The 15,209-nt window shown below is 64.4% G+C and carries 16 protein-coding genes; 9 read left to right on the top strand and 7 right to left on the bottom strand.

Annotated features, from left to right (window positions below; all coding sequences use genetic code 11):
* The first annotated feature begins 3 nt into the window (after nucleotides 1–3).
* From murD to lpxC, 9 genes are all read left to right on the top strand, one after another.
* The gene (murD, locus tag PSTAB_RS04935; RefSeq protein WP_013981961.1) at nucleotides 4–1,347 is read left to right on the top strand and encodes a UDP-N-acetylmuramoyl-L-alanine--D-glutamate ligase; all 1,344 of its coding nucleotides are present in this window, start codon (nucleotides 4–6) and stop codon (nucleotides 1,345–1,347) included.
* The gene (gene ftsW / locus PSTAB_RS04940; RefSeq protein ID WP_013981962.1) at nucleotides 1,347–2,570 is read left to right on the top strand and encodes a putative lipid II flippase FtsW; all 1,224 of its coding nucleotides are present in this window, start codon (nucleotides 1,347–1,349) and stop codon (nucleotides 2,568–2,570) included. The genes murD and ftsW overlap by 1 nt, the downstream gene beginning before the upstream one ends.
* Nucleotides 2,560–3,630: an undecaprenyldiphospho-muramoylpentapeptide beta-N-acetylglucosaminyltransferase gene (gene murG, locus PSTAB_RS04945; protein ID WP_013981963.1), complete on the top strand. Its 1,071-nt coding sequence runs from the start codon at nucleotides 2,560–2,562 to the stop codon at nucleotides 3,628–3,630. The genes ftsW and murG overlap by 11 nt, the downstream gene beginning before the upstream one ends.
* Nucleotides 3,623–5,080: a UDP-N-acetylmuramate--L-alanine ligase gene (murC, locus tag PSTAB_RS04950; protein ID WP_011912270.1), complete on the top strand. Its 1,458-nt coding sequence runs from the start codon at nucleotides 3,623–3,625 to the stop codon at nucleotides 5,078–5,080. The genes murG and murC overlap by 8 nt, the downstream gene beginning before the upstream one ends.
* A complete protein-coding gene (locus PSTAB_RS04955; RefSeq protein ID WP_013981964.1) occupies nucleotides 5,077–6,021 on the top strand; it encodes a D-alanine--D-alanine ligase in 945 nt (314 codons plus the stop codon). The genes murC and PSTAB_RS04955 overlap by 4 nt, the downstream gene beginning before the upstream one ends.
* Nucleotides 6,022–6,024: 3 nt before the next feature.
* Nucleotides 6,025–6,882 (top strand): cell division protein FtsQ/DivIB, encoded by an 858-nt coding sequence (locus PSTAB_RS04960; RefSeq protein ID WP_013981965.1) that lies wholly within the window; start codon nucleotides 6,025–6,027, stop codon nucleotides 6,880–6,882.
* A gap of 12 nt (nucleotides 6,883–6,894) precedes the next feature.
* A complete protein-coding gene (gene ftsA / locus PSTAB_RS04965) occupies nucleotides 6,895–8,142 on the top strand; it encodes a cell division protein FtsA (RefSeq protein WP_013981966.1) in 1,248 nt (415 codons plus the stop codon).
* 48 nt (nucleotides 8,143–8,190) lie between these two features.
* On the top strand, nucleotides 8,191–9,372 hold the full coding sequence (gene ftsZ, locus PSTAB_RS04970; RefSeq protein WP_011912274.1) for a cell division protein FtsZ: 1,182 nt from the start codon (nucleotides 8,191–8,193) through the stop codon (nucleotides 9,370–9,372).
* Nucleotides 9,373–9,487: 115 nt separating this feature from the next.
* Entirely contained in the window at nucleotides 9,488–10,399 is a 912-nt protein-coding gene (gene lpxC, locus PSTAB_RS04975; protein ID WP_013981967.1) for a UDP-3-O-acyl-N-acetylglucosamine deacetylase, read from the top strand.
* Nucleotides 10,400–10,478: 79 nt separating this feature from the next.
* Here lpxC and PSTAB_RS04980 read toward each other — a convergent pair whose 3' ends face one another.
* The 7 genes from PSTAB_RS04980 to PSTAB_RS05005 all read right to left on the bottom strand — a co-directional run bounded on the left by PSTAB_RS04980 (nucleotide 10,479) and on the right by PSTAB_RS05005 (nucleotide 15,059).
* On the bottom strand, nucleotides 10,479–11,012 hold the full coding sequence (locus PSTAB_RS04980; RefSeq protein WP_013981968.1) for a ferritin-like domain-containing protein: 534 nt from the start codon (nucleotides 11,010–11,012) through the stop codon (nucleotides 10,479–10,481).
* 75 nt (nucleotides 11,013–11,087) lie between these two features.
* A complete protein-coding gene (locus tag PSTAB_RS21755) occupies nucleotides 11,088–11,237 on the bottom strand; it encodes a hypothetical protein (RefSeq protein WP_013981969.1) in 150 nt (49 codons plus the stop codon).
* Nucleotides 11,237–11,635, bottom strand: a complete 399-nt coding sequence (locus PSTAB_RS04985) for a Rho termination factor N-terminal domain-containing protein (RefSeq protein WP_013981970.1) — start codon at nucleotides 11,633–11,635, stop codon at nucleotides 11,237–11,239. Before PSTAB_RS04985 ends, PSTAB_RS21755 begins: the two co-directional genes overlap by 1 nt.
* 51 nt (nucleotides 11,636–11,686) lie before the next feature.
* Nucleotides 11,687–12,028, bottom strand: a complete 342-nt coding sequence (osmE, locus tag PSTAB_RS04990; RefSeq protein ID WP_013981971.1) for an osmotically-inducible lipoprotein OsmE — start codon at nucleotides 12,026–12,028, stop codon at nucleotides 11,687–11,689.
* A gap of 57 nt (nucleotides 12,029–12,085) precedes the next feature.
* Entirely contained in the window at nucleotides 12,086–13,429 is a 1,344-nt protein-coding gene (locus PSTAB_RS04995) for a PQQ-dependent sugar dehydrogenase (RefSeq protein WP_013981972.1), read from the bottom strand.
* A gap of 30 nt (nucleotides 13,430–13,459) precedes the next feature.
* Nucleotides 13,460–13,978 (bottom strand): MgtC/SapB family protein, encoded by a 519-nt coding sequence (locus PSTAB_RS05000; RefSeq protein WP_011912279.1) that lies wholly within the window; start codon nucleotides 13,976–13,978, stop codon nucleotides 13,460–13,462.
* A gap of 58 nt (nucleotides 13,979–14,036) precedes the next feature.
* On the bottom strand, nucleotides 14,037–15,059 hold the full coding sequence (locus tag PSTAB_RS05005; RefSeq protein WP_013981974.1) for a DUF5924 family protein: 1,023 nt from the start codon (nucleotides 15,057–15,059) through the stop codon (nucleotides 14,037–14,039).
* Nucleotides 15,060–15,209: the final 150 nt, after the last annotated feature.

Genomic DNA, 15,209 nt, shown 5'->3' on the forward strand with positions numbered 1-15,209 from the left:
AGAGTGCTCATCGCTTCCGACCAGTTCCGCATCGTTGTCGGCCTCGGCAAGAGCGGCATGTCCCTGGTTCGCCACCTGGCGCGCCGCGGGCTGCCGTTTGCCGTGGTGGACACTCGTGCGAACCCGCCGGAACTGGCCACGCTGAAGGCCGAGTACCCGGATGTGCAGGTACGCTGCGGCGAACTGGATGTGAATTTCCTCTGTACCGCCAGCGAGCTGCTGGTGAGCCCCGGGCTTGCGGTCAGCACGCCGGCGTTGCAGGAAGCCGCGGCACGGGGCGTCAAGCTGTCGGGGGACATCGAACTGTTCGCCCGCGAAGCCAAGGCACCCATCGTCGCGATCACCGGCTCCAACGCCAAGAGCACTGTGACCACCCTGGTCGGCGAGATGGCCGCGGCAGCCGGGCGTACCGTGGCGGTCGGCGGCAATCTGGGCACGCCAGCGCTCGATCTGCTTGCCGATGAAGTCGATCTCTACGTACTGGAGCTTTCCAGCTTCCAGCTGGAAACCACCGAGCAGCTCAATGCCGAAGTGGCCACCTGCCTGAACATCAGCGAAGACCACATGGACCGCTACAGTGGGCTGCCGGCTTATCACCAGGCCAAGCACCGCATCTTCCGTGGCGCGCGTCAGGTGGTGGTCAATCGGGATGACCGCCTGAGCCGGCCGCTGGTGGGTGAGGATGTGCCGACCTGGACCTTCGGGCTCGGCAAGCCGGACTTCAAGGGCTTCGGGCTCTTCGAGGAAAAAGGCGAGAAGTACCTGGCGTTCCAGTTCGAGGCGCTGATGCCGGTGCGCGAACTGAAGATGCGCGGTGCGCATAATCAGTCCAACGCCCTGGCTGCGTTGGCACTCGGGCACGCGGTGGGGCTGCCGTTCGGCCCCATGCTGGATACGCTGCGTCGTTTCACCGGTTTGCCGCACCGTTGCCAGTGGGTCGGTGAGCGTGCCGGTGTCAGCTATTACGACGACTCCAAGGCCACCAACGTCGGTGCTGCGCTGGCAGCGATCGAAGGCCTCGGCGCCGACATCGACGGCAAGCTGGTGCTGATCGCCGGCGGCGACGGCAAGGGCGCCGACTTCTCCGCGCTGCGCGCTCCCGTGGCGCGTTACTGCCGAGCCGTGGTGCTGCTCGGTCGCGACGCCCCGCGTCTGGCCGAGGCGCTGGGCGAAGCGACGGTGCTGATCCGCGTCGCCAGCCTGGAAGAGGCTGTACAGCGCGCCGCCGAATGTGCGGAGTCGGGCGATGCGGTACTGCTTTCGCCGGCCTGCGCCAGCCTGGACATGTTCAAGAACTTCGAGGAGCGCGGTCGTCTCTTCGCCGCTGCGGTGGAGGCGCTCGACTGATGCTCGCCTTCCTGCGCCAAGCCCCTTCGCCCCTGTACGGCCGCCGTGGTGTGGACCTGGACTTCCCCATGCTGGCCGGTTGTCTGGCGCTGCTTGGTCTCGGCCTGGTGATGATCACCTCGGCGTCGTCCGAGGTGGCGGCGGTCAACTCCGGCAATCCGCTGTACCACATGATTCGCCACCTGATCTATGTGGTGCTGGGGCTGGGTGCCGGCGCCGCGATGCTGCTGGTACCGCTTTCGTTCTGGCAGCGGATGGACTGGATGCTGCTCCTGGCGGCCTTCGGGCTGTTGATCCTGGTGCTGCTGCCGGGCATCGGTCGCGAGGTCAATGGTTCCATGCGCTGGATCGGCTTCGGCGCGTTCAACGTGCAGCCGTCGGAGCTGGCCAAGGTATTCGTGGTGATCTACCTGGCCGGTTATCTGGTGCGCCGGCAGGAGGAAGTTCGCGAGAGCCTGTGGGGCTTCGCCAAGCCGTTCCTGGTGCTGCTGCCAATGGCGTTCCTGCTGTTGCTGGAGCCCGACTTCGGGGCGACGGTGGTGATGATGGGCGCTGCGGTGGCCATGCTGTTCCTCGGCGGGGTCGGGATGATCCGCTTCAGCCTGCTGGTGATCGCCGCGGTCGGCGCAGTGGTGGTCCTGGTGCAGACTCAGGAATACCGCCTGCAGCGCCTGATCACTTTTACCGACCCCTGGGCCGACCAGTATGGTGCCGGCTATCAGCTGACCCAGGCGCTGATCGCCTTCGGGCGTGGCGAATGGTTCGGCGTCGGCCTCGGCAACAGCGTACAGAAGCAGTTCTACCTGCCCGAAGCGCACACCGACTTCGTGTTCTCGGTACTTGCCGAAGAGCTGGGCATGATCGGCGCGCTGGCGACCATCGCCCTGTTTGCCTTCGTCGGCGTGCGTGCCCTCTACATCGGACTCTGGGCAGAGAAGGCTCGGCAGTTCTTCGCCGCCTATGTCGCCTGGGGTCTGGCGTTCCTCTGGCTCGGTCAGTTCCTGATCAACGTCGGGGTGAATGTCGGCCTGTTGCCGACCAAGGGCCTGACGCTGCCCTTCCTCAGTTACGGCGGCAGCTCGCTGGTGGTGACCTGCGCGAGCATGGCGCTGCTGCTGCGCATCGAGTGGGAAAGCCGCACCGTACTGGGCAGCGAGGACACCGAGTTCGACGAGTCCGACTTTGCCGAGCCCTCGGCCAAGGAGGTCGCTCATGGCCGCTAATGTCCTGATCATGGCCGGCGGTACCGGTGGGCACGTATTCCCTGCGTTGGCCTGCGCGCGCGAGTTCCAGGCGCGTGGCTATGCCGTGCATTGGCTCGGCACGCCGCGTGGCATCGAGAACGAACTGGTGCCTGCTGCCGGGCTGCCATTGCATCTGATTCAGGTCAGTGGACTGCGCGGCAAAGGTCTGGCGTCGCTGATCAAGGCTCCGCTGCAGCTGGTTCGCTCGCTGTTCCAGGCGCGCCGCATCATCCGTGAGCTGCGTCCGGTCTGTGTGCTGGGGCTTGGCGGCTACGTCACAGGTCCCGGCGGGCTGGCGGCCAAACTGGCCGGCGTGCCGCTGGTGATCCACGAGCAGAACGCCGTGGCCGGTACCGCCAACCGTAGCCTGGTGCCGTTGGCCAGCCGGGTCTGCGAGGCGTTCCCGGATACCTTCAGCTCCAGCGCCAAGCGCCGGACCACCGGCAACCCGGTGCGGGAGGAACTGTTTCTGGAAACCCCGCGCGACAGCCTGGCTCATCGTCGGCCGCGTCTGCTGGTGCTGGGTGGCAGCCTGGGTGCCGAACCGCTGAACAAGCTGTTGCCCGCAGCGCTGGCGCAGGTCCCCGCCGAACTGCGGCCGGAAGTGTTCCACCAGGCCGGCAAACAGCACGCCGAGATCACCGAGCAGCGCTATGCCGAGGCGGGCGTCGAGGCCGAGGTTGCGCCCTTCATCAAGGACATGGCGCGGGCTTACGCCTGGGCCGATCTGGTGATCTGCCGCGCCGGCGCACTCACCGTGTGTGAGCTGGCCGCCGCCGGGCTGCCGTCGTTCCTGGTGCCGTTGCCTCACGCGATCGACGATCACCAAACCCGCAATGCCGAATATTTGGCGAAGGAGGGTGCTGCCGTCCTTCTGCCACAAGCCAAGACTGACGCGGCCGCGCTCGCCGCTCAGCTGACCGAGGTAATGATGCAGCCGGAAAAACTCAAGGCCATGGGGGCCACCGCGCGCCGCCTGGCCCGGCCCGACGCCACCCGCAGCGTGGTCGATATCTGCCTGGAGGTGGCCCATGGCTAAGTCGCCCGCTGCGGTGAAAGCCGAAGTACGCCGCATGCGGCGCATCCGCCGCATTCATTTCGTTGGCATCGGCGGGGTCGGCATGTGCGGCATCGCCGAAGTGCTGCTCAACCTCGGCTACGAGGTGTCCGGCTCGGACCTCAAGGAGTCGGCCAGTACCGAGCGTCTGCAGAGCTTCGGCGCACAGATCTTCATCGGCCACCAGGCCGGCAATGTCGCCGGTGCCGACGTGCTGGTGGTGTCCAGCGCGATCAATTCGGCCAATCCGGAAGTGGCCCTGGCCCTGGAACAGCGCATCCCGGTGGTGCCGCGGGCCGAGATGCTCGCCGAGTTGATGCGCTACCGGCATGGCATCGCCGTCGCCGGAACCCATGGCAAGACCACCACCACCAGCTTGCTGGCTTCGGTGTTCGCGGCAGGTGGGCTCGATCCGACCTTCGTCATCGGTGGCCGTCTGACCGCGGCTGGTACCAATGCGCAGCTGGGCAGCAGCCGTTACCTGATCGCCGAAGCGGACGAAAGCGACGCCAGCTTCCTCCACCTGCAGCCGATGGTGGCGGTGGTGACCAACATCGACGCCGACCACATGAGCACCTATGGCGGCGACTTCGGCAAGCTGAAGAAGACCTTCGTCGAGTTCCTGCACAACCTGCCGTTCTACGGCCTGGCGGTGCTCTGCGTCGACGATCCGGTGGTGCGCGAGATCATTCCGCAGATCGGCCGTCCGACTACCACCTACGGTTTCAGTGAAGACGCCGACGTGCGTGCCATCAACGTTCGTCAGGAAGGCATGCGCACCTATTTCACCGTGCTGCGCGACGGCTGCGAACCGCTGGACGTCTCGGTGCACATGCCCGGCAACCACAACGTGCTCAATGCCCTGGCCACCATCGCCATCGCCACCGACGAGGGCATCGATGACGAAGCCATAGTCCAGGGCCTGGCCGAGTTCGCCGGCGTCGGCCGCCGTTTCCAGGTCTACGGCAATCTGCCGGTGGACGGCGGCAGCGTGATGCTGGTGGACGACTACGGCCACCACCCGCGGGAGGTCGCTGCGGTGATCAAGGCGGTACGTGGTGGCTGGCCGGAGCGGCGCCTGGTGATGGTCTACCAGCCACACCGCTACAGCCGTACCCGGGACCTCTACGACGACTTCGTGCAGGTGCTCGGCGAATCCAACGTGCTGCTGCTGATGGAGGTCTACCCGGCCGGTGAAGAGCCCATCCCCGGTGCCGACAGTCGTCAGCTGTGCCACAGCATCCGCCAGCGCGGTCAGCTCGACCCCATCTATGTCGAGCGTGGCGTCGATCTGGCGCCGCTGGTCAAGCCGCTGCTGCGTGCCGGTGACATCCTGCTCTGCCAGGGCGCTGGTGATATCGGCGGGCTGGCTCCGCAACTTCTCAAGAGTCCCCTGTTCGGTGGCGATGACGCCGCAAGGAAAACCAAATGATGGCTTTGCAATCGACGCGCGACCCCAAGGAATTCGGCCGCGTCGCCGTGCTCTTCGGCGGCAGGAGCGCCGAGCGCGAGGTCTCCCTCAAGTCCGGCGCTGCCGTGCTCGCCGCGTTGCAGGCGGCGGGTGTGGATGCCTTCGGTATCGATGCCGGTGATGACCTGCTGCAGCGCCTGAGCAGCGAGCGGATCGACCGTGCCTTTATCGTCCTGCACGGCCGCGGTGGCGAAGATGGCAGCATGCAGGGGCTGCTGGAGTGTGCCGGCATTCCTTACACCGGCAGCGGCATCCTCGCCTCGGCGCTGGCCATGGACAAGCTGCGCACCAAGCAGGTCTGGCAGAGCCTAGGCCTGCCAACGCCGCGGCACGCGGTGCTGGCCAGCGAAGCCGACTGCCAGGCCGCGGCCCAGATGCTGGGCTTTCCGCTGATCGTCAAGCCGGCGCACGAGGGATCGAGCATCGGTATGGCCAAGGTTGGCGATGTCGCCGAGCTGATCGCCGCCTGGCGCGCAGCGAGCACCTATGACGCGCAGGTGCTGGTTGAACAGTGGATCCAGGGCCCCGAGTTCACCGTGGCGGTGCTGCACGGTGAGGTCCTGCCGCCGATTGGCCTGGGCACGCCGCATACCTTTTACGATTACGACGCCAAGTACCTGGCCTCCGATACCCAGTACCGCATCCCCTGCGGGCTGGACGCGGCCCGCGAAGAAGAACTCAAGGTGCTCTCGGCGCGTGCCTGCGAGGCGGTGGGTATTCGCGGTTGGGCGCGGGTGGACGTGATGCAGGATGCCGAGGGCAACTTCTGGCTGCTGGAAGTGAACACCGTGCCGGGCATGACCGATCACAGCCTGGTGCCGATGGCGGCGCGTGCCGCCGGGCTGGATTTCCAGCAGCTGGTGCTGAGCATTCTCGACGACAGCCTCGAGGCGGGGAACTGAGCCATGATCACCACGCTGCGTCATTCGCAACCCGGCAACGGACGTGCCTCGCGCAAGCCCGTGCAACGGGGTGCGAGCCGCCTGGTGACGCCGCAGCCGCTGTCGCAGCGCCTGCCCAGGCCCAGCCTTGCCGGTCTGAAGCGTTTCGTCTGGCCAGTGCTGCTGGTCGGCCTGGCGGTCGGGCTGTACGAACTGGGCGAGCGCCTGCTGCCCTATGCCGACCGGCCGATCGCCAAGGTCAGCGTTCAGGGCGAGCTGGGTTACGTAAGCCGCGAGGCGGTTCAGCAGCGCATCGCGCCTTTCGTCGAGCAGAGCTTCTTCAAGGTTGATCTGAACGGCATGCGCCACCAACTCGAACAGATGCCATGGATTGCCCATGTCGAGGTTCGCCGCGTCTGGCCGGATCAGGTGATGGTGCATCTGGATGAGCAATTGCCGATTGCCCGTTGGGGGGGCGAAGCATTGCTTAACAATAAAGGCCAGGCTTTCTCGCCGGATGACCTGAGCCGATATGAACACTTGCCACATTTGTATGGTCCGAAGCGGGCCCAACAGCGGGTCATGCAGCAATACCAGATGCTCAGCCAGATGCTGCGCCCGCTGGGGTTCTCCATTTCCCGTCTCGAGCTGCGTGAACGTGGAAGCTGGTTCCTGACCACCAACCAGGGCATCGAGTTGTTGCTGGGGCGGGACCAGGTAGTAGAAAAAATGCGTCGCTTCACTGCCATTTATCAAAAGGCACTGGAGCAGGAAAGCGAGAAAATCGCACGGATCGACCTGCGCTATGCGAACGGCCTGGCAGTCGCCTGGCATGAGCCGATCCCGACTGCGACGGATACGACCGTCGCTGCGAAGAATTGAGGAATGAAACACATGTCGAGCGTGCAAAGCGGCAAGATGATCGTCGGCCTGGACATCGGCACCTCCAAGGTGGTGGCGCTGGTGGGCGAGGTGACCGCCGATGGTGAACTGGAAATCGTGGGCATCGGTACCCATCCTTCGCGCGGCCTGAAGAAGGGCGTGGTGGTGAACATCGAATCCACCGTGCAGTCGATCCAGCGCGCCATCGAAGAAGCCCAGCTGATGGCTGGCTGCCGCATCCATTCAGCCTTCGTCGGTCTGGCCGGCAATCACATCCGCAGCCTGAACTCCCACGGCATCGTGGCCATCCGCGACCGCGAAGTGAGTACCGCCGATCTGGAGCGTGTGCTCGACGCGGCGCAGGCGGTTGCCATTCCTGCCGATCAGCGCGTGCTGCACACCCTGCCGCAGGACTACGTGATCGACAACCAGGAGGGCGTGCGTGAACCGCTGGGCATGTCCGGCGTGCGTCTGGAGGCCAAGGTGCACGTAGTCACCTGTGCGGTGAACGCCGCGCAGAATGTCGAGAAGTGCGTGCGCCGCTGCGGTCTGGAAGTGGACGACATCATTCTCGAGCAACTGGCTTCGGCGCACGCCGTGCTGACCGATGACGAGAAGGAGCTGGGCGTCTGCCTGGTGGATATCGGCGGGGGCACCACCGACATCTGCATCTTCACCGAGGGCGCGATCCGCCATACGGCCGTGATCCCGATCGCTGGCGACCAGGTCACCAACGACATCGCGATGGCCCTGCGTACGCCGACCCAGTATGCCGAGGAGATCAAGATTCGTTATGCTTGCGCGCTGGCCAAGCTGGCTGGCGCGGGCGAGACCATCAAGGTCCCCAGCGTTGGCGATCGCCCTCCGCGTGAACTGTCCCGGCAGGCCCTGGCAGAGGTGGTAGAGCCGCGTTACGACGAGCTCTTCACCCTGATCCAGGCCGAGCTGCGGCGCAGCGGTTACGAGGATCTGGTCCCGGCCGGGATCGTTCTCACCGGCGGTACAGCGAAGATGGAAGGAGCCGTCGACCTGGCCGAGGAAATCTTTCACATGCCGGTGCGCCTTGGCGTGCCGCACAGCGTCAAGGGACTGGCCGACGTAGTACGCAATCCAATCTATTCGACGGGCGTGGGCCTGCTGCTGTACGGACTGCACAAGCAGGCCGACGGCGTTCCCGTGCCTGGACTCGGCAGCTTTGCCGACGAATCAAAGGCGTCTGTTCTGGATCGGCTCAAGGGCTGGATCCAGGGCAATTTTTAAGCAGTGCGCTGTAAAACCAAAACTAGAAAGCTGGAAGGAGAGAGGGAAATGTTCGAACTCGTAGATCATACCCCGCAAAGTGCAGTCATCAAGGTCATCGGCGTTGGTGGCGGCGGCGGCAATGCCGTGAACCACATGGTTCGCAACAACGTTGAAGGCGTCGAATTCATCTGCGCCAACACCGATGCGCAGGCGCTGAAAAAGGTCGAGGCGCGTACCGTGCTGCAGCTCGGCTCGGCCATCACCAAAGGCCTGGGCGCCGGCACCAATCCGGACATCGGCCGTCAGGCTGCGATGGAAGACCGCGAGCGCATCGCCGAAGTGCTGGAAGGCGCTGACATGGTGTTCATCACCACTGGCATGGGTGGCGGTACCGGTACCGGTGCCGCACCGATCATCGCTTCGGTCGCCAAGGAAATGGGCATCCTGACCGTCGCCGTGGTCACTCGGCCGTTCCCCTTCGAAGGCCGCCGCCGCATGCAGGTTGCCGACGAGGGTATCCGCGCACTGTCCGAATGTGTCGACTCGCTGATCACCATTCCCAACGAGAAGTTGCTGACCATCCTCGGCAAGGACGCGAGCCTGCTGGCCGCCTTTGCCAAGGCTGACGACGTGCTGACCGGCGCGGTGCGCGGCATCTCCGACATCATGCAGCGTCCGGGCCTGATGAACGTCGACTTCGCCGACGTGAAGACTGTCATGGGCGAAATGGGCATGGCCATGATGGGCACCGGTTGCTCCACCGGCCCGAACCGCGCGCGTGAAGCGACCGAAGCGGCCATTCGCAACCCGCTGCTGGAAGACGTCAACCTGCAGGGTGCACGCGGCATTCTGGTCAACATCACCGCCGGTCTGGACCTGTCGCTCGGCGAGTACGCCGCAGTGGGCGAGATCATCGAGGCCTTCGCTTCCGATGAAGCCACTGTCAAGGTTGGTGCCGTGATCGATCCAGACATGGCTGACGAGCTGCATGTCACCGTGGTCGCCACCGGCCTGGGTCCGCGCAACGAAAAGCCGGTCAAGGTCATCGACAATACCGTGCAGACCGTCGCCGCTGCCGCTCCGGCCCCGCGCCAGCAGGAGCAGGCTGCCGTGAACTACCGCGATCTGGAGCGCCCGACCGTCATGCGCAACCAGGCCCATGCAGCGGCCACCGCTGCCAAGCTGAATCCGCAGGAGGATCTGGATTATCTGGATATTCCGGCGTTCCTGCGTCGTCAGGCCGATTGATTGAAGTTATCAGGAGTATTGGTGTGATTGGTGTTCAGCAAAGTTGGCATCTGCTATTATCGCCGCCAATTGTTGAAAACTATTCGCAACTAGTGCTACAGCGAAGCAAAAGGCCATGATCAGACAACGCACCCTGAAGAACATCATTCGCGCCACCGGCGTCGGCTTGCATTCGGGAGAGAAGGTTTATCTCACCCTGAAACCGGCACCGGTGGACACCGGGATCGTGTTCTGTCGCACCGACCTCAACCCGCCTGTGGAGATTCCCGCGCGGGCCGAGAATGTTGGCGAAACCACCATGTCCACGACGCTGGTCAACGGTGACGTCAAGGTCGACACTGTGGAGCATCTGCTTTCGGCAATGGCCGGCCTGGGGATCGACAACGCCTACGTCGAACTCTCCGCGTCGGAAGTGCCGATCATGGACGGCAGCGCTGGGCCTTTCGTATTCCTGATTCAATCCGCCGGCCTGCAGGAGCAGGACGCCCACAAGAAGTTCATCCGCATCAAGCGTGAAGTGACGGTCGAGGAGGGCGACAAGCGCGCGACCTTCCTGCCTTTCGACGGCTTCAAGGTGAGCTTCGAGATCGATTTCGATCACCCGGTTTTCAAGGGTCGCACCCAGACTGCCAGTGTGGACTTCTCGAGCACTTCCTTCGTCAAGGAAGTCAGCCGTGCACGGACCTTCGGGTTCATGCGTGACATCGAGTTTCTCCGCTCGCACAACCTGGCTCTGGGCGGCAGCGTTGAGAACGCCATCGTGGTGGACGAAACCAGTGTGCTCAATGAAGACGGCCTGCGTTACGAGGACGAATTCGTGAAGCACAAGATTCTCGATGCCATCGGTGATCTGTACTTGCTGGGCACCAGTCTGATCGGCGAATTCCGCGGCTATAAATCCGGCCACGCGTTGAACAACCGTTTGCTACGCACCCTGATGGCACAGAAGGATGCGTGGGAACTGGTGACCTTCGATGACCCGCAGACCGCACCGATCTCCTACATGCGTCCGGTGGCAGCCGGCTAAGCTGTACCTCTCTTCCTAGATTTAAGGCCACCCTCGGGTGGCCTTTTTTTATTCCGTAGCAGAGCCGGCTGATTCCGCATCAGTTCATGCCATCCAGCAGGCCGGCCAGATCATCGGCGTGCTCTTCTTCCTGCGCCAGGATGTCTTCGAAGATGCGCCGGGTGGTGGGGTCTTTGTCGCCGATGTACTGGACGATCTCGCGATAGCTGTCGATGGCGATGCGTTCGGCCACCAGGTTTTCGAAGACCATGTCGCGCAGGCCGTTGCCCTCGGCGTACTGCGCATGGGCGCGTTCGGTGAGGCTGTCGGGGTTGAAGTCGGGCTCGCCACCCAGCTGAACGATCCGCTCGGCCAGGCGATTGGCGTGTTCCTGCTCCTCATTGGCGTGCTCGAGGAACTCGGCGGCGGCGACGCTGGATTTCAGCCCGGTCGCCATGTAGTAGTGACGCTTGTAGCGCAGGTAACAGACCAGCTCGGTGGCCAGCGCCTCGTTCAGCAGGTTGATCACCACCTCGCGGTCGGCCGAATAGCTCTCGGTGACCGCGCCATTCTCGACGTGTTGACGGGCCCGTTCGCGCAGGCTCTGTTTGTCGCTCAGTTGTACGTAACTCATCGCCATCTCCTGGTCTATGCACCCTGTGCAGTGCTTCACGGTTCGCCAATTGAGATCGGGATGCTGGCGAAAAGTTTAGCCCGCCACCTGTTCCGGTGGCGGACGCTCCGGTTCGGACTGGCCAGGGCCGGGCTCGTCGATGGGCACCGGCTCGTCTGGGTCCTCGCGCTTGGGATTGCCCGGTGCCGGCACTGGAGGCTGTTGGCTGGTCTCGATTGAGATCATCAGCTTAGCGCCTTCAGCAACTCGTCCTTGCGCATCTTCGAGCGGCCACGAATGTCGCGCTCGCGAGCCTTTTCCATCAGCTGGTCGCGGGTCATGTCGGCAAGGCTGGTGCTGGACGAACCTGAGCCGCGTGCCGAGCCCTTGTTGGGCGATTTGCCCTTGCGCGCATCTGCGGCGCGATGGGCCGAATCCTTGCGGTCGGCGCGCTTGGCCGTTTCGCTCTTGCCCTTGCCGGAACCGCCCTTGCGTTCACCGCCACCGGACTGCTTGTTGACCGTGGCCCAGGCACGTGCTTCGGCCTCTTTCTCCGAGACGCCACGCTCCTCGTAGCTTTCCTCGATGTGCTCAGCCTTGCGCTGCTGCTTGTCGGTGTACTTGGATTTGTCTCCACGGGGCATGGTGAAACCTCCTCTGGCATCTACCACTGTGCTTGGACGTGAATGCGAGCCTCAGCGACGCAGGTTGCGCTGGTTTTCCTCGAGCTGCTTGCAGGTCAGGAAACCCTGGCCATCCACCCGGCCGGCACTGTCGAAACTGACGTAATAGGGCTGCTGCTTGCCGTCCCGGTTGAGGATGTAGTCGTGACACAGACCCGGTACCACGGTGCGTGCCGTAGCCCGGGACGGTTCACCGCCGATGCTGAGCACGCGCGCCTGCGTCATGCCGGTTTCCACGTCCCGTACCAGCGGCTCGTCGCGATAGGTGATTCGGTCGACGGGGTTCTGCACGTTGCTGGAGCAGCCGATCAACAGAGCCAGCGGAGCGATGAAAAAAAGGGTGCGCTTGAACATGTGAGATCCTCATGCCGGACGGTCATGCTTTTATGGCCATCAGGCGGCTCGCAAGGTTCAACGTGGCAAAGCGCCGGCGGCTCGGCGGTCGTCTGGAGTGACACGCCAGATGACATCACCCACGTCATCGGCAACCAGTAGCGCGCCGTGCCGATCCACCGCGACGCCGACGGGCCGGCCCATGGCTTCGCCCGCAGCATTGACGAAGCCGCTCAGCACGTCTTCCGTCTGCCCGGCCGGCTTGCCATCGCGAAAGGGAATGAACACCACCTTGTAGCCGCTACGGGGCCTGCGGTTCCATGAACCGTGCTGCCCTACGAACGCGCCGTGGAGGTAGCGTGACGGCAGCAGCCTGCCCTCGTAGAAGGCGAGTCCGAGGGAAGCGGTGTGCGCGCCCAGTGCGTAGTCCGGAACGATGGCGCGCTCGACCAGATCCGGTCGCTGCGGTTTGACCCGAATATCGACATGCTGGCCGAAGTAGCTGTAGGGCCAGCCGTAGAAGCCGCCGTCCCGGACCGAGGTCATGTAGTCCGGTACCAGGTCACTGCCGATCTCGTCGCGCTCGTTGACGGTGGTCCAGAGGTCGCCGGTATCAGGGTGCCAGGCCAGGCCGTTGGGGTTGCGCAGGCCGGAGGCGAACACCCGCAGCGTGCCGGCCTGCGGATCGACCTCCAGTATCGCGGCGCGGTTGACCTCGGCGGCCATGCCGTTCTCCGCCACGTTGCTGTTGGAGCCGCTGGTAACGTATAGCCGCGAGCCATCCCGGCTGGCGATGACGTTCTTGGTCCAGTGATGGTTGATCGGCCCCGCCGGCAGGTCCACTACCTTTTGCGCGGGCGCTGTGATGCGGTCAGCACCCTGTTCGTAGGGGTAGCGCAGCAGGGCATCGGTGTTGGCCACATAGAAGCTGTCGCCGATCAGCGCCATGCCAAACGGCGAATTTAGGTTTTCGAGGAAGGTGGTGCGCACTTCCGGCACGCCGTCACCGTCGCCGTCTCGCAGCAGGGTGATGCGATTGGCGCTTGGCCCGCCCGAGCCTGCACGCGCCATGAGCTTCTTCGCGATCCAGCCGCGCAGGCCCTGGTTCTCCTGCTTCGGCGGGGCGTCGCTTTCGGCCACCAGTACATCCCCATTGGGAAGCACATACAGCCAGCGTGGATGGTCCAGGTCCGTGGCGAATGCCTCTACGCGCAGACCGGGCGCGGCCTGCGGCTTGGCGCCGGGTGGCCAGCCTCTGGCCGTGGCGATATGAACCGTGGGCAGCAGCGTCTTGTTCGGCGCGGGCAGGGCAGGTGTCGGGCCATAACCGCTTTCCACCGGCAGCTTGGCGGTTTCGCTGCAGCCGCCAAGGGCAAGCAGCGCGGCGAGAAGCAGCGTGACGATCCGTGTATGGCACAGCATGGAATGACCCTCGGATGAACGATGGTTCGATCAGGGCGCGCGATTGGCCTCGCGCCGCTTGCGTGCTGCGCGCAGCGCCGTGTGACGCTCCAGCCGAGGCATCAGCACGAAGATGGCCAGAGCCAGCAGCGTACTTAGCACAGCGGTGGCTTCATGCCCCAGGCCAACGGCCACACCGATGGCTGCGGTAAGCCAGATTCCGGCGGCAGTCGTCAGGCCTTTCACATTCTCCACCGAGCTGCCCTTCAGAATAGTTCCTGCGCCAAGAAAGCCGATGCCGGTGACCAGGCCCTGGATCACCCGGGAAATGTCCTCGAGGCTCATGCCGGCCTGCACCGGCACCAGTACCAGCAGCGCCGCACCAAGGGCCACCAGCATATGCGTGCGCAATCCGGCCGCCTTGCGTTTGCGCTCGCGTTCATAGCCCAGCAGGCCGCCGAGAATCGTTGCGATCAGCAAGCGGCTGCTGACCCGCGTCGCATCTTCCAGGTCGGTGATATCGGAAAACTCCGCGGTCACGGTACTGGAGATGATCGCCCACCATTCCATGTCCTTCTCCATGCCAGGCTGGTCCAGATATGGAGTCGCGGCAGCGGCCGGGGGTTCGCTACTCGGTGACTCGGAAGCGCAGCATGCCGATCATCTGCCCGGCTTCGGTGACGACGCGAACGCGCCAGCGCCCCGCGGGCTGCGCGGGGAAGTTGCGCTTGTGCGTCCAGGCCCGGTAACCGGCTTCGCGACCGCCGCTGATGTCCAGCGCGATACGATCGACGCGCCGCCCGTTATGCGTCCACTCGTGGTAGATGCGCTCTTTCAGCCCGCGCGGTGCGTTGATCGCGGTATAGGCATACAGCCCGTTGGCCTGCAGCTCGGCGCTGCTCAGCTCGCGCAGCCCTCTGCCGGGTTTGCGCTGACGGTCGTCGAGGCTCATGGTCACGGCGACATCCGTCAGCCAGAGCGTCGCCGGCGGAACCCAGGTCCGTCCCAACCAGCCGGCGGCACCCAGTGCCACCGCCAGCAGCAGGACGCCCGGTATGGTGCGCCAGCCTAGACGCGGGAACAGGCCGCTGAGGCTGGGTAATGCCAGGAGCACGGCGACGCCCAGGGCGAGTTGGTAGCTTTGCGGGGTGGACAGGTGAAGGATGATCGGCAGGGCCGTGAGCAGTACCGCGAACAAGGTCAGCGCATGGAAGCCCAGATAGACCCAGCGGCGCGGCGCCAGCCACTTGTAGTACAGCGGGTCGATCAGCGAGACGAGCGCCGCCAGCCCCAGTAGCCCGGTGAACAGCGCCTGGCCGCTGTTCCAGGTGGTGGTTATGGCGAAGAACGGAATGATGAAGAACAGGCTTTCCTGATGAACCATCTGCGTGGCATAGCGCAGCAGCGGTTGCGGCACTTGCCAGCCGAACCAGCGCTGCAGGCTTCTGCGCAGGCTGGATTCGAGCACCAGCCAGAGCCAGCTGACCAGCATGACCAGCGCGACCACCTTGGCCAGCCCGGCGTGGCGTTCCACCAGCACGAAACTGGCGACGCCGGAGATGAATCCGAACAGCGCAACGGTGCCGGGGTAGCGTCGGATCAGATTGCTGCCCAGCTCGAACAGGCGCGACAGCAGTGGCTTGAGTTGCATGTTGAGGCGGTCCGGCTACGGGCAGTGGTACTGCCTACGAGTATCGAGCAGTGAGCGGCAGAAGCAAGGCTGCCGTGCACACGGCATCGGCGGTGACGTGATGCCTGCCGGCTAGCCTGGAGCTCCCGTGTGGGGCACCAGGCGAATGGG

It is taken from the genome of Stutzerimonas stutzeri (genome assembly GCF_000219605.1).
In the GTDB taxonomy this organism is placed as follows: domain Bacteria; phylum Pseudomonadota; class Gammaproteobacteria; order Pseudomonadales; family Pseudomonadaceae; genus Stutzerimonas; species Stutzerimonas stutzeri.

Excerpts from the sequence above, each read along its gene's own strand:
- ftsW (WP_013981962.1), top strand. The coding sequence starts at position 1,347 with ATGCTCGCCTTCCTGCGCCAAGCCCCTTCGCCCCTGTACGGCCGCCGT.
- murG (WP_013981963.1), top strand. The coding sequence starts at position 2,560 with ATGGCCGCTAATGTCCTGATCATGGCCGGCGGTACCGGTGGGCACGTA.
- murC (WP_011912270.1), top strand. The coding sequence starts at position 3,623 with ATGGCTAAGTCGCCCGCTGCGGTGAAAGCCGAAGTACGCCGCATGCGG.
- PSTAB_RS04955 (WP_013981964.1), top strand. The coding sequence starts at position 5,077 with ATGATGGCTTTGCAATCGACGCGCGACCCCAAGGAATTCGGCCGCGTC.
- PSTAB_RS04960 (WP_013981965.1), top strand. The coding sequence starts at position 6,025 with ATGATCACCACGCTGCGTCATTCGCAACCCGGCAACGGACGTGCCTCG.
- ftsA (WP_013981966.1), top strand. The coding sequence starts at position 6,895 with ATGTCGAGCGTGCAAAGCGGCAAGATGATCGTCGGCCTGGACATCGGC.
- ftsZ (WP_011912274.1), top strand. The coding sequence starts at position 8,191 with ATGTTCGAACTCGTAGATCATACCCCGCAAAGTGCAGTCATCAAGGTC.
- lpxC (WP_013981967.1), top strand. The coding sequence starts at position 9,488 with ATGATCAGACAACGCACCCTGAAGAACATCATTCGCGCCACCGGCGTC.
- PSTAB_RS04980 (WP_013981968.1), bottom strand. The coding sequence starts at position 11,012 with ATGAGTTACGTACAACTGAGCGACAAACAGAGCCTGCGCGAACGGGCC.
- PSTAB_RS21755 (WP_013981969.1), bottom strand. The coding sequence starts at position 11,237 with ATGATCTCAATCGAGACCAGCCAACAGCCTCCAGTGCCGGCACCGGGC.
- PSTAB_RS04985 (WP_013981970.1), bottom strand. The coding sequence starts at position 11,635 with ATGCCCCGTGGAGACAAATCCAAGTACACCGACAAGCAGCAGCGCAAG.
- osmE (WP_013981971.1), bottom strand. The coding sequence starts at position 12,028 with ATGTTCAAGCGCACCCTTTTTTTCATCGCTCCGCTGGCTCTGTTGATC.
- PSTAB_RS04995 (WP_013981972.1), bottom strand. The coding sequence starts at position 13,429 with ATGCTGTGCCATACACGGATCGTCACGCTGCTTCTCGCCGCGCTGCTT.
- PSTAB_RS05000 (WP_011912279.1), bottom strand. The coding sequence starts at position 13,978 with ATGGAATGGTGGGCGATCATCTCCAGTACCGTGACCGCGGAGTTTTCC.
- PSTAB_RS05005 (WP_013981974.1), bottom strand. The coding sequence starts at position 15,059 with ATGCAACTCAAGCCACTGCTGTCGCGCCTGTTCGAGCTGGGCAGCAAT.